Annotated in this window: 14 protein-coding genes; all 14 read left to right on the forward strand. The window is 31.2% G+C overall.

What is annotated here, in order from left to right:
- Positions 1 to 70 precede the first annotated feature (70 nt).
- Complete coding sequence (locus G5B37_RS03885) at positions 71 to 829, forward strand: DUF6090 family protein (RefSeq protein ID WP_164678760.1); 759 nt, start codon at positions 71 to 73, stop codon at positions 827 to 829.
- Positions 826 to 1,590, forward strand: coding sequence for a DUF6090 family protein (locus tag G5B37_RS03890; protein ID WP_164678761.1), 765 nt, complete (start codon positions 826 to 828; stop codon positions 1,588 to 1,590). Before G5B37_RS03885 ends, G5B37_RS03890 begins: the two co-directional genes overlap by 4 nt.
- A 46-nt stretch (positions 1,591 to 1,636) precedes the next feature.
- A complete protein-coding gene (locus tag G5B37_RS03895; protein WP_164678762.1) occupies positions 1,637 to 2,584 on the forward strand; it encodes a hypothetical protein in 948 nt (315 codons plus the stop codon).
- 142 nt (positions 2,585 to 2,726) lie between these two features.
- The gene (locus G5B37_RS03900) at positions 2,727 to 3,449 is read left to right on the forward strand and encodes a DUF6090 family protein (protein WP_164677998.1); all 723 of its coding nucleotides are present in this window, start codon (positions 2,727 to 2,729) and stop codon (positions 3,447 to 3,449) included.
- Between the two features lie 241 nt (positions 3,450 to 3,690).
- Positions 3,691 to 4,449 (forward strand): hypothetical protein, encoded by a 759-nt coding sequence (locus G5B37_RS03905; RefSeq protein WP_164677999.1) that lies wholly within the window; start codon positions 3,691 to 3,693, stop codon positions 4,447 to 4,449.
- A gap of 165 nt (positions 4,450 to 4,614) precedes the next feature.
- On the forward strand, positions 4,615 to 5,937 hold the full coding sequence (locus G5B37_RS03910; RefSeq protein WP_164678763.1) for a hypothetical protein: 1,323 nt from the start codon (positions 4,615 to 4,617) through the stop codon (positions 5,935 to 5,937).
- A 153-nt stretch (positions 5,938 to 6,090) separates the two neighbouring features.
- Positions 6,091 to 7,035: an AraC family transcriptional regulator gene (locus G5B37_RS03915; RefSeq protein WP_164678764.1), complete on the forward strand. Its 945-nt coding sequence runs from the start codon at positions 6,091 to 6,093 to the stop codon at positions 7,033 to 7,035.
- A gap of 90 nt (positions 7,036 to 7,125) precedes the next feature.
- Complete coding sequence (locus G5B37_RS03920) at positions 7,126 to 7,338, forward strand: hypothetical protein (RefSeq protein WP_164678765.1); 213 nt, start codon at positions 7,126 to 7,128, stop codon at positions 7,336 to 7,338.
- 222 nt (positions 7,339 to 7,560) lie between these two features.
- Positions 7,561 to 8,988, forward strand: a complete 1,428-nt coding sequence (locus G5B37_RS03925) for an amidohydrolase family protein (RefSeq protein WP_164678766.1) — start codon at positions 7,561 to 7,563, stop codon at positions 8,986 to 8,988.
- A gap of 268 nt (positions 8,989 to 9,256) precedes the next feature.
- Positions 9,257 to 9,886, forward strand: a complete 630-nt coding sequence (locus G5B37_RS03930) for a DUF6090 family protein (RefSeq protein ID WP_164678767.1) — start codon at positions 9,257 to 9,259, stop codon at positions 9,884 to 9,886.
- A gap of 252 nt (positions 9,887 to 10,138) precedes the next feature.
- Positions 10,139 to 10,513, forward strand: a complete 375-nt coding sequence (locus tag G5B37_RS03935) for a VOC family protein (RefSeq protein ID WP_164678768.1) — start codon at positions 10,139 to 10,141, stop codon at positions 10,511 to 10,513.
- Positions 10,514 to 10,712: 199 nt separating this feature from the next.
- Positions 10,713 to 11,462: a DUF6090 family protein gene (locus tag G5B37_RS03940; RefSeq protein ID WP_164678000.1), complete on the forward strand. Its 750-nt coding sequence runs from the start codon at positions 10,713 to 10,715 to the stop codon at positions 11,460 to 11,462.
- Between the two features lie 150 nt (positions 11,463 to 11,612).
- Entirely contained in the window at positions 11,613 to 12,164 is a 552-nt protein-coding gene (locus G5B37_RS03945; RefSeq protein WP_164678769.1) for a DinB family protein, read from the forward strand.
- A gap of 357 nt (positions 12,165 to 12,521) precedes the next feature.
- Positions 12,522 to 13,283 (forward strand): DUF6090 family protein, encoded by a 762-nt coding sequence (locus G5B37_RS03950; protein ID WP_164678770.1) that lies wholly within the window; start codon positions 12,522 to 12,524, stop codon positions 13,281 to 13,283.
- The last annotated feature ends 176 nt before the right edge of the window (positions 13,284 to 13,459 follow it).

Here is a 13,459-nt window from a genome sequence, read left to right on the forward strand (position 1 = left end):
TTTTAGGACGAGACATTATTTGAACTTCCCAATTCAATTAAAATCATATCTTTAGAGAAACTAACCTCTAATGATAAAATTCTTTAGAAAAATTAGACAAAATTTACTCTCTGAAAATAAATTCAGTAAGTATCTCATCTATGCTATTGGAGAAATAATTCTTGTTGTTATTGGGATTTTGATTGCGCTTCAGATTAATAATTCTAATGAACTAAGAGTACAGAGCAAATTAGAACAAAACTATCTTATTGCATTGCAGGAAGAATTTGAGTACAACAAAATAATGCTTGAAAAATTGATGATTAATAATTCCAAATATGCTGATTTTGCATTAGAACTAATCAAGAAAATGGGGCCAGATGAACCCCAATTAAGTGAGAAAGAATTCTCTAAGATTTTCTTTAATGTTACACTCAACGAGGTGGTTTACCATCCAAGCAATGGAGTGCTTGATGAAATAATAAGTTCAGGAAAACTTGATCTTTTTAAAAATCAAGATTTGAAAAACCTTCTTTCATCATGGGGAGGTCACTTGGATAAGGTTCAGTTCCAAGAAACGGAACTTGCTAAATATAGAATTGCATTAATCGACCAATGGATGGATGAAGGGAATCCTCGACAAGGGGTAATTGATACAAGAGGCAATGTTTATGACCTTCCCAATTCAAAATTTAATATACAAAATAGGCATTTACTAAAGTCGCCAAAGTTTGACAACAAATTAACCGGATTTGTTTTTTCAGCTAGGTCGGCTAACATCAACTATTACGGTAAACTCGAAGAGAAAATACAATCTATTCTTCAAATTATCAAAACAGAATTAGAATGATAAAATTCTTTAGAAAAATTAGACAAAACTTACTTTCAGAAGGAAAGACTGGAAAGTATTTTAAATATGCCATCGGAGAAATCATTCTTGTCGTTATTGGAATTTTAATTGCTTTGCAGATAAATAATTGGAATGAAAACCGAAAAAATAAGATTACTGAAGCAAATTATTATTGTAGAATTTTAGATGACTTTGAACTAAATGAAAAGTTAATTGATGAAAATTATGAGCTAACAACCAACAGAATAGAACTAACTAAAGAGCTTATAAAAGATTTAAACATTATACCAAATGATAGGAGTATAATTCTTAACAAATTTACTGCCGCTTTAAGACACGATGTTTCTGTACCCAGTAACATTACTTTTGAAGATTTAACATCTTCTGGACAATTAAAACTGTTAACGGATATTAAATTAAAGAACAGACTGATTGAATACAGTACATTTTTGGATAATTCTGTAAATCTACTAAAAGAAAATCGGAATGAAATTGTTAAAAGATATACTGATTTTGAGCTTATAACTGAATTAGGATATCAAGACATTGACTATATGAAAAAAGAGCTTGATAAGGAACATATTGCTTTATTGCCAAACGTTAATTGGACCAACGACCCTACTCACCCATATTTCATAAAATTTCAAGACAATCTTGTTTTTATTTTGGGTATGCAAATTAGGCAGAAACATCATTTTTCTAATTTAAGACAAGAATTACAGAAACCTATGAAACTATTAAGAGATAAAAAGTGTAAATAACGAAAGTACAACAACGTGTATAGCTCGTTGTGGCTAATTAAACGAAATGAAAAGTATTGTAGCTTACACATTGATTTCCTGCATTCTATTTGCTTGTAAAAAAGATGACGAATCGAGTACGTTTGAAAGCATAAACGCCCACATCGAATATTTCGGATTTACAATAGTCGACACATATTGGGATGACCCAACCGATTCCGAAGTCAAAACCAATTACGCTGATGAAATACATAACTTCAGTAACATAGCTGATATTTTAGTTGTGAATCCAAATGACAATATTGTTCAAAGGACACAAACCTTTGCCGATTTGGATTTAAAAGCAATTTTACACCTCAATGAATTGTTCTTTGTATTAATAGACAATAATAGTCCTTCAGAATCAAATTATGATTTAAGGACAGATTATCAGGAAAGATGGAATGAATTTAAAACTATAAATCAATCTATTTTAAGCACCAATTACATTGGTACATTTTACATTGGCGAGGAACCAACTTGGAATGGAATAACTTTCACAGAATTGGATGCTGTAGCTCGACTACTGCAAACGGAATTCCCGAACATACCCACAATGATAATTGAAGCTTATCCATCATTAAATGACTTACAAGTTCCGCAGACAGTTGACTGGATTGGTTTTGACCGTTACTTCGTTGAAAACCCGAATACCAACTTTGAATTTCAACAAGATTGGAATACGCTACAATCAAAAATTTCTGACCCGAATCAAAAGATTATGATTATTCTAGATAGTCATTATATAAACTGGGCACACGGAGACTTTGGAGGGATAGAATTGACCCAAATGGATGACGTGGCTGAGAACTATTACGAATTAGCCAAAAGTGATGAAAAAGTCATTGGCATTCTAGGATACTTTTGGCCAAACGGATTTGATATTTCAGAATCTATTGGAGCTAGAGGAATGCCCCAAAACGTAAAAACGGAATATCAAAGAATTGGAAGAGAAATAACTGGGAAAAATAACTAGCCACAAAAACGTGCATAGCTCATTGCAATGAATTCCTAATCGGAATTCATTGCAATTTGCTATCTTTCGGTTACGTCGGAAAATCATAGCTGATTTTCCGCAACGAGCAATACACAAACACGTTACCAGAAACCACTAACCAATGATAAAATTCTTTAGAAAAATTAGACAAAACTTACTTTCAGAGGGAAAAACTGGAAAGTATTTTAAATATGCTCTTGGAGAGATTGTACTAGTCGTAATTGGTATTTTGATTGCGCTATCAATTAGTAATTGGAATGAGAATCGTAAACTTAATGATACAATCAAAGGAATTTATTCAATTATACAAAGTGATTTATTATCTGATATTGAAACCATTGATAAAGTACTTGTTGGTAGCAAGTCTCGAGATAGTTTATTCAAACGAGTCATTAATAAGGAAATGACCTATGATGATTATTTAAAATGTAACAGTTGTATTAGAACTCTTGGTGGCTTCCCAGACATAAAACTAAAAACGAAAGGATTAAAATTATTAGAGCAAAATAGCACAGTTCTTAATTCCTATCAAGATAGTCTTTCAATAGAGATTAATAATTTTTATTCATTCTTTAACATTGAAATTGATGTAGCTTTACAAGAAGTAATTATAGATTTCAAAGAAAATCGCAGCTATTTTAAAAACAATATGACTTGGTTTGAAGATTATGAAAAAGTTGTATTTAATGAAGACTTTGTAAAATATGCACTTTCATCTATTGATTATAGAAATAGAGTAATTTCATTTTATGGACTGTATTTCAATGGATACTTAGGTCATTTAAAACAATATAAAGAAGAGGCTCTTCAACTTGTTGAGAATATCGATAAAGAAATTAAATAACGAAAGCGCAACAACGCATATAATACGGCGGTCACATTGCTAAGTGAATTGGATTTCCGACAATTAATCGTAGATTAGTCCATCGGATAAAATCGATAGGCGGCGCCACTGCCCTGCCGAAGCTATAGCCAGATGCTACGCCACGTTGCTACTCCGCATTTAAACATAGCTGAATCAGCCACTTATTACCCACCGTATCATATGCAAAACCGCTGTGCTTCATTACCAGAAACCACTACCAATGATAAAATTCTTTAGAAAAATTCGTCAAAATTTAGTTGTTGAGAACAAATTCAGTAAATATTTGATTTATGCAATTGGTGAAATAATTCTTGTGGTTATCGGAATTTTGATTGCATTGCAATTGAATAATTATAATGATGCCTTAAATGAAAATGATTTTGAACGAAAGGCACTTCTTAATCTTAAACTGGATTTTGAGTACAATCAATCAGAATTAAATAAATCTATTGCAGAACTAAAAGAAATTAAAAAAAATAGTTTCATAATTCTTGATAATACAGGTAGTAAATATCAAGCTTCATTCGATATCGATAGTTTACTGCAATCGGTTGGAAACGTTCCAAAATACTATCCTCAAAATGGGTTTTTATTGGATTTGATTAACTCGGGTAATCTGGGTATAATAAAAAACGATATTTTACGGAATAAACTTTCTTCTTGGTTACCGACACTTGAAACATTAAAAGACAGAGAAAAATCTGTAGTTGATTTTACTGATGACTTTATTAGATACATCATTAAAAATGGCAGTTGGTTAAATTCTGATGAAAAAACCAATGACGAAGAGATTACTAAAATAAGATTTCCTAAATCAGGATTTGAAATAAACAATAATGATCTACTCAAAAACATTGAATTCGAAAATATCGTTGAAAACCTGATTGTATATAAATCATTATTACTTGATAGACACGAAAAATGTATTGAACTGAATAAGGAAATAATTAATTTCTTGGAAACCGAAATTAAAAAATAACGAAAGCACAACAATGGCTATAAGTAATTGCTTGTTCTCGCCTACTTCTGAAAATCCCCGCAGATTTTCTATTCAGTTTTTATTTGCTAAATTAGGTGATTAGAACACGCCACTAATCATACACAAAACCGTTATGTGCAAGCTGAATAAAATACTGAAATAAATATGAAAAAAATTTTGGGTTTACTGACAACAGTAACGATTTTAGTGAGTTGTCAAACAGAAAAAAAGGGCTATAAAAACATTGTAACAACAGACATAAATAACTTTTGGGAAGCCTATGACAAAATCACAATGACTCAAGATTCAACTTTGCAATACCATTATCTCGACAGCCTGTACTTTAAGAAAGGGACAGAAGGATTAAAAGCTATCCGACAAGTAAGAAATTATACACCGCAAGATTACTTACGCTCTATTAACAACTATCCCGAATATTGGACTTCAATTAGAGAAAACACTTTAAAAGCCAACCTATTTGGTTCTGAATTACAAGATGGAATTGAAAAATTTAGAAAAATTTATCCTGACCTAAAACCTGCAAAAATCTATTTTACAATTGGAGCATTTAGAACAAATGGAACCACATTAGACAGTTTAGTACTAATAGGTAGCGAATTGGCAATGGCAGATAAACACACAATTTCAACAGAATTTCCTAAAGAAGAGCAAGAAGATAGACGAACATTTTTTGATAGTAGCCCTATTAATAATTTGGTTCTATTGAACATTCATGAATATGTCCATACACAACAGAAACCAATGGTTCACAACTTACTTTCTTTGGCAATTTACGAAGGTGTTGCAGAATTTGTTTCTGTAAAAGCAATGGGTGTTCCTTCTGCTGCACCTGCTATTGAATTTGGGAAGAAAAACGCAGATATTGTTAGAGAAAAATTTGAACAAGAAATGTTCTATACCAACAATAGATTCAAATGGTTATGGAGCAGTGGTGCATCTAATGAATTTGGAGTGCGAGATTTAATATATTACATAGGGTATCAAATGGCAGAAAACTTTTATGACCAAGCAGAAAATAAGAAAGAAGCCATCAAAAAGCTTATTGAATTAGATTTTAACAACGAAACCGAAATAGAGCAATTCGTACATTCAACAAGTTTTTTTTCAGCATCGCTTGATGAACTTTATCAAAATTTTGAGAATAAAAGACCTACTGCGATAGGAATAAATCAATTTGAAAACAAAAATGAAAATGTAAATCCAAAAATCAACCAAATCACGGTAGAATTTTCAGAGCCATTAAATGGTACTAGTACAGGAATAGAATTTGGGCCTTTAGGCAAGGACTATTTCCCGAAAAATAGCGTAGTTGGTAGATACTGGTCAGAAGACAATAAATCTTATACAATTCCCGTAGATTTAGAACCTAATAAACAGTATCAAATCTTATTACATAACAATTTTAGAACAAAAGATTGGATTCCATTAAAACCGTATTTGATTGAATTTAAAACAGGAAATAAATAAAAGCCAGCACATAACAACGTATATAAAAAATAGCCGTTTAAGTACTTAATCAAAAGACAAATAATAAAAAAGGTCAGGGATAAACTGAAAAATTAGTGCAAAAAATCCGCTGGTTATCATATACAAACTTGTTAGCAAACATAAAATAAAAAAATGAATGAATCTATCCAAGAAAACTCATTTAGGGAATATGTTTTTAGAATAAATAGAGTAATTGATTATATAAGATTAAATGTAGACCGGGAGATTAAATTAAACGAGTTGGCCGAGGTTTCAAATTTTTCAAAATTTCACTTTCACAGAATATTTAAAGCAATTACAGGAGTAACTCCCAATGACTTTATCACAAAAACCAAATTAAGTAAAGCTGAATATAAATTACTTAACAATTCAGAAAGTACTATATCGAATATTGCTTATTCTGTTGGATTTACTAATGTTTCTTCATTTTCTAAGTCCTTTAAAAAAAACTATAAAATTAGTCCTTCACAATGGAAAGAGATAAATAGCAAGAATAGACAACCAGATAGCAAGATTGGACAACCACTAAAAAATAATGATATCGAAATTGCACCCATATTATTAATTCAAAAATTTACAAATATGGAGCTTAAGAACAACATCAACATTGAAATTAAAAATATAGATGATATACCTGTCATCTATCTTAGAAACCATTCAATTCATGTACATGATTCTGAAAATTTTGGAAAAATGTTCGACTCATTATTAACTTGGGCGAATGCTAGGGATCTTTTGAACTTCCCAATAACAAAAGCTTTGACGGTTTATAGAAGTATGCCAGATTCTGACGGAATGCTTCAAGCTGATACTTGTTTATCGGTTTCAAAAGAAATTGAGGGTGAAGGAGAAATTGGAAAGACAGTTATTAAAGGAGGTAAATATGTTGTTCTTCATAAAGAAGGCACGCTAGATGAATGCTTTTCAGCGTGGGACTATCTCTATAACGAATGGTTTCCAAATAGTGGTTATCAACCAGACGATAGAGCGGTATATTTAAGTCACTTAAATGATGCAAAAACACACCCACAAGGTTTACATATTTTTGATATGTGTATTTCAGTTAAACCCATATAATAGGTATAAAAGACTCACAGACAGAGTAAATATTAGAGACATTTGGTGTTTTACCAAATGTCTTTTAATCTTTTTTTGACACACATTACAATGATTTACATATTCAAGACATCAGTAAAATCTAAAAATTCAATAAAAGTGCTAACACCGCAACTGAATGAAATTGAAGCTATTTCGAGTTGGAATTTTGACCTTGATGATTGTGATAATATTTTACGTATTGATAGCCAAAGTGATATCGTAGAGAATATAATTAAAATCTTAAGTGATTTTGATTATAAATGCGAAGAACTCAATGATTAAAATACGTTTGTTAACACGGTGTATAACATAGCTAATAAGTACTAAACCGAAAGGTTTGTGTATATTTATAAAGTCTGCCAAATTTTTAATTTGCCTTTTAAAAATGAAAAAATAAAATGAAATATAGAAATTCGGCTCTGTGTTAATGCGAAAAGTTAGTGTCTTTTTACGCGCTACGTTCCATACACAATACCGTTGTATGCATTAATAAAAATCTAAGTGATGAAAAGAATAATTTTTGGAATAATTTGTTCAATCTTTCTTTTATCTTTTATAAGCTGTAAGAACAAAGAAATTCAAGCTGACATAGTAATCACTAATGTGAATATAATCGATGTCGAAAATCAAATTACAAATTCAAGTCAGACCATTGCGATTGAAAATGGAAAAATAATTTTAATCGAACCTTATTCGGATTCTAGTGTAATTAAAGCCGAAACCATAATTGATGGCACAAACAAATATCTAATTCCAAGTTTATGGGATATGCATACCCATTATACAACTTCAAACAAGCATAAAGGCTTTCTCAATCTATTCATGGCCAATGGTGTTTTGGGAGTACGAGATTTATGGGGAAGCATTGAAGCACGGGATTCACTTGTGGCATCAAATACACTTATGCCAAGAATTTTTCTTTCAGGACATATAATAGATGGTCCATTTACATTATTGCAGGGTACATTACAACCTAAATCGGCTGATGAGGCAATCCATCTTGTAGACTCCTTACATCAAAAGGGAGCTGATTTCATAAAGGTTTATGATGACCTTTCCAAAGACATTTACGAGGCAATTTCACTGAAATGCAAAGAACTGAATTTGCCTTTTACGGGTCATACGCCAGATATTATTACTGCGATTGATGCTTCGGAATTGGGTCAAAAAAGTATAGAACATTTAAACGGTATTTTTGAATCTTGTTCATCTCAACAAAGTAGAATAGATAGTTTAGAAGTTGTCTTTAAGCATGCCTTTATGCAAAGAAATATCCCAAACGCAATTAAGGCATTTACTGAAATTGGAACTTTATATTCTAGTACATTAGATGAAGATGAGCTAAATAAATTGTCTAATACTCTTGTCAAAAACAAAACATTTATTACACCTACCTTAATAACTTTGAATAATCATTGGTACAGAAAAGAAGTTGATTTTACAAAAGATTCAATAAACAAATACATTCCACTTGAAATGTTTAATGGATGGGATCCGAATAATGAGTTTCCAACCAATATGTTTCCTGAAGAAACTTGGGAATCTGGCAAGAAAATGGTGTCCATTGCTAAAACTATTACTAATAAATTAAATAAGAATGGAGTAAAACTTCTCGCCGGAACTGACTGTGGTGTTTCATATGTTGTACCAGGATTTAGCATACATAATGAACTAAAACTATTGGTAAAAAGTGGATTAACTAATGGAGAAGCCCTGCAAACCGCCACAATTAATCCATCGTTATATTTTAATTTATCCGATTCATTAGGAACAGTAACTGAAAATAAAATTGCTGATTTAGTATTACTAAATAATAATCCTCTTGAAAAAATCGAAAATACACAGACCATTTTTGGTGTCATTCAAAACGGCAAATATCTAGACAGGAATAGACTAAATGAGCTTCTTAAAAATGCGGAAATTATAAAATAGCTATTATTTACTGCATACAATAACGTGTATAATTAATGAGATTAATTATCATTCTGTTACGGCGGAAAATGACTCGCGTCCTTTCCCGCAACTATTTATAATCAAAACCGTTGTGCTTCATTATTTGAAAAACCAATTCAATTAAAATCATATCTTTAGAGAAACTAACCGCTTGTGATAAAATTCTTCCGGAAAATTCGAAAAAAAAACTCTGACTGAAAATAAATTCAGTAAATATCTGATTTATGCTATTGGAGAAATTCTACTTGTGGTAATTGGAATTTTGATTGCATTGCAGATTAATAATTGGAATGAAATTCAAAAGGGCGAAATGAAAGCTACCACAATTTTGAAAGAGATTCGTTCAGATATGTATAAAGATTTAGAGTTAATCGAAGAATTAAAACCTTATTGGGGAAGAGAGATTATGTACTTTAAGAAGGTTTTGCCTTCGTTTAATCCTCGAAAAGAAATAACTTCCTTTGAAGGCTTTGATACTATTAGCAAAATATCTTATTCGGAGTTATTTGGATATGATATGCCCTTTCGGTCAAGCACAAGTGCCTACGATGCAATGATTGCTGATGGCAATTCTGACCTTATAATAAATGACACTTTATATTCAAATATTCAAAGGTTTTATACTTTTAATGCGCCTACCAATGAAAATCTATTTGAAATCTTAAGGCAGGAATCATCTGATTTAAATTATAAATATGCTCATATAATAGCTTATAAGCCATTTAAAAACATTAGTGATTTAACGGATGAGTATTTAATTGCTGATCTTAATATTTATTTTCAATCCAAGAATTTTTATTATTGGAGAACATTTGTAATAAACCAGGAAAGCCTTAAGGATATTATTTTTCAAATTGACAAAGAATTAGAACAATAGCTGAATAAAAAGCAACGAAAGTAAAGCAACGCATTTAATACAGCGTCCATACTTGGCTTTAATCAAATTTCTTAACTTTATAAAAAATTGATATATCGGATAAAACCGATAGGCGGCTCTACTGCCCTGCCGACGCTACAGCCAAATGCAACGCCGCGTTGCTAATTACATTTACGGCTCTGCCGAATCAGCCACAAAGCCGCCACAAATCAAACATAAGCCCGTTGTAAGCAATTTAATAAAAATACCAAAATGAAAATATCAGGAAAATCTATTAGGGCTTTTATAGGTTCTAAGAATTACACAATTTCTCGAAACTTTTACAGAGATTTAGGTTTTGAGGAAGTAATTACTTCAAAAAATATGTCATACTTCCACATTGGTGATTTCGGATTTTATTTGCAAGATGCATATGTTAAAGATTGGATTGATAATTCAATGATTTTCTTGGAAGTGGATAATTTGGAAAGTATTTTGAAATATATACAGAATTTAAAATTGACCGAAAAATATGAAAATGTCAGATTATCTAGAATAGTATTTAATGAGTGGGGAAAGGAATTTTTTCTTCATGATCCTAGTGGAGTATTATGGCATATCGGAAAATTTAATTCTAAAGAATTATAGAATCGATAAAACTTCTTACAACAAATCATACAATCCAACTGTCACATTGTTAAGTGAATTGTATTTCTTACAATTAATCGTAAATTAGTCTATCGGATAAAATTGAAAGGCGACAAAAATCATACATAAATCCATTGTGCGTCATTATTTGATCTTCTTAATTCAATTAAAATCATATCTTTAGAGAAACTAACGACTTGTGATAAAATTCTTTCGGAAAATTCGCCAAAAACTGCTGACCGAAAACAAATTCAGCAAATATCTTCTTTATGCAATCGGCGAAATAATTCTTGTCGTTATTGGAATTTTAATTGCCTTATCGATTAATAATTGGAATGAGAATAGAAAATCCAAAAATTTAGCACAAGAAAATTATCTGAATTTACTAACATCGCTGGAACAGGACTCTATTACAGTTAATCTAACTATTAAAAGGAATACGATAGGATTAGATGCACTACGCAAGATTATTCCCTTAGAAAAGAACGTTGAGCTTTTAGAACTCCCCGAAGATAAACTTAATGAATACTTGATGTCATTTGGTAATGCTGGCCGAAGCTTTATTCCAAAATCAGGAGTTTATAACTTACTTACCTCAAACAATGGTTTTGATTTAATAAAATCTGATAAAATAAAGTCGTTGCTTATTAATCTTTACGATTATCAATATAAAGCTTATGAAGATTTAGATTCCCAAATTGACAACAAATATCATAACCAATTGGGTTCTATATTAAAAGAGAAGATTGGAATAGTTGTGGAATATACACCAGAACTACCTATTACCCAAAGTACAACACCAGAGCTATTTGAAAAACACTACTTTGAACTAGCATCTGAGTCAAGAGATATATTTGGAATGTTATCGTTTAATAAAAATAACCTAATTCAAATAGAACAGTCAATAAATGAACTCATTTCATTGATTAGAGATGAAATTAAAAAATAACGAAAAAACTAGAAGGCGTCGCCATTGCCCTACCAAAACTACAGCTAGATGCTACTATGCTGCTACGTTCCGCGAGCCCGGCCTGTCATAGGCAAATTCGTTGCCATTCATTGGGTGTGCAAACTTTATCTAAAAATTAAACTGATTTAAATGAGAAACTTAAAAAAAATTACAATTCTGACTTCGATAATGGTATTGTCTTCATTTTTCCAACCAATCTTCAGCCAGAAAAATGACTTTATCAAGGAATATTTGGAACGATTGGAAAACTCTAGAAAATATCTTATCCTCATTGCCGAAACTATGCCAGAAGATAAATATGATTTCAAAGCAACACCAGAATCAATGAGTTTTTCCGAAAACTTAATGCACATTGGATGGGCCATGGATTGGCATAGTCAATCATTAATGGGTGGACGTGAAGCAAGGGATTGGAATACCGACATAGAGCTTAAAATAGATAACAAATCAAAACAGGAAATGATTGATAAAATAGACGAGACTTTCAGTAAAACAATTGAATTCATAGCAAATTTTGATATAAAACGATTGGATGAAAGGTTGGACTATTTTGGATCGAACAGAACAAAACGACAAGTTTTATTACTGCTTGCCGACCATATAACTCATCACAGAGGGCAAATGCTTGTTTATATGCGACTAAATGGACTGAAGCCTCCGAGATATGTCTTATATCAATAAGTCAACACGAGAGCTGAATTAATGAAAGACAACGAAAGGACAACAACGTACATGGGTAATTGCGATTGCTGGTTGAAATAGTAGAGGAAAAGCTAATTCCTGAAGGTGTCTGGGACTGATAGTCTGAATGGCATGAACCTTTAGATAAAGTAAAAAAATAGTGCTAACGGTTTTGCATATAATATTGCGCTATGACGTTACTTAGATTCACGCTAACCAACCCACCCGGGCTGAAAAGGCTACATTCTGGCGAGAACAGCCGAAAAGTCACTACAAATCATAATTAAACTAGTTGTGCTTCATTATTTGAACTACCTAATTCAATTAAAATCATATCTTTAGAGAAACTAACCACTCGTGATAAAATTTTTTCGAAAAATTCGACAAAAAATGCTGAATGAAAACAAATTCAGTAAGTATCTACTCTATGCCATTGGAGAAATTATATTGGTTGTAATTGGAATATTAATTGCATTACAGATTAATAATTTTAATAATAGTAGACAAGAAACAAAAATAGAACAATCGTATTTATTGTCGTTGCAAACTGAATTTGAAATTAACTTAGAGAAAATAAATAATAGTCTTCAAAACAACAAGGAAAGAGTAAATGCAGTAGAGGATATGTTGACTTTATTTGATGCGAATGTACTAGACACAATAAGTGATAAGGCTATATCAGATATGTTGTATTCAGTTTTTTCTGGCGACGCAACCTATCAACCTTCAAAAGGAGTTTTAACCGATATTATCAGTTCAGGGAATCTTAATATAATTAAAAATAAAAAACTAAGACAAAGTCTGGCTTCATTTGAAAGCAAATTAGATTTTTTATTTTTAATGCGAAATACCATTACTAATTTAAAGAGTAAATTAAAAAACCATTTAAATAAGAATGGAAGTATACGAAATTTGTTGATGGATAGAGGTCGTGAATTTGAAAACAAATCAATTTCTGATTCAAGGAATAATAGGCAAATATTTAATTCTATTGAATTTGAAAATGAGCTTTTAGATTATTATCTAACAATTTCAGCTGCCAATGGGCCAAGAGTTTTTGGCGGAATAAAAGAGCAAATTGAACAAATTTTAGTTGAAATTGATTTAGAAATTAACTAATAAGGAAAGTACAATAACGAATATAATTTATGGTTGAAATTGTTATAGCATTCTAAATCTCTTATTTATCACTAACTTGTCCATCGGGTAAAACCGTGAGGAGGCGCCACTGCCCTACCATAACTGCCGCTCAAGACCCGCCGTATCATATGCAAAACCGTTGAGTAGAATTTAAA

Origin of the sequence: Rasiella rasia (genome assembly GCF_011044175.1) — a bacterium.
GTDB lineage: Bacteria > Bacteroidota > Bacteroidia > Flavobacteriales > Flavobacteriaceae > Marinirhabdus > Marinirhabdus rasia.

What these genes read in the sequence shown, in the direction of transcription:
- G5B37_RS03885 (WP_164678760.1), top strand. Translation starts at nt 71, where the DNA reads ATGATAAAATTCTTTAGAAAAATTAGACAAAATTTACTCTCTGAAAAT.
- G5B37_RS03890 (WP_164678761.1), top strand. Translation starts at nt 826, where the DNA reads ATGATAAAATTCTTTAGAAAAATTAGACAAAACTTACTTTCAGAAGGA.
- G5B37_RS03895 (WP_164678762.1), top strand. Translation starts at nt 1,637, where the DNA reads ATGAAAAGTATTGTAGCTTACACATTGATTTCCTGCATTCTATTTGCT.
- G5B37_RS03900 (WP_164677998.1), top strand. Translation starts at nt 2,727, where the DNA reads ATGATAAAATTCTTTAGAAAAATTAGACAAAACTTACTTTCAGAGGGA.
- G5B37_RS03905 (WP_164677999.1), top strand. Translation starts at nt 3,691, where the DNA reads ATGATAAAATTCTTTAGAAAAATTCGTCAAAATTTAGTTGTTGAGAAC.
- G5B37_RS03910 (WP_164678763.1), top strand. Translation starts at nt 4,615, where the DNA reads ATGAAAAAAATTTTGGGTTTACTGACAACAGTAACGATTTTAGTGAGT.
- G5B37_RS03915 (WP_164678764.1), top strand. Translation starts at nt 6,091, where the DNA reads ATGAATGAATCTATCCAAGAAAACTCATTTAGGGAATATGTTTTTAGA.
- G5B37_RS03920 (WP_164678765.1), top strand. Translation starts at nt 7,126, where the DNA reads ATGATTTACATATTCAAGACATCAGTAAAATCTAAAAATTCAATAAAA.
- G5B37_RS03925 (WP_164678766.1), top strand. Translation starts at nt 7,561, where the DNA reads ATGAAAAGAATAATTTTTGGAATAATTTGTTCAATCTTTCTTTTATCT.
- G5B37_RS03935 (WP_164678768.1), top strand. Translation starts at nt 10,139, where the DNA reads ATGAAAATATCAGGAAAATCTATTAGGGCTTTTATAGGTTCTAAGAAT.
- G5B37_RS03945 (WP_164678769.1), top strand. Translation starts at nt 11,613, where the DNA reads ATGAGAAACTTAAAAAAAATTACAATTCTGACTTCGATAATGGTATTG.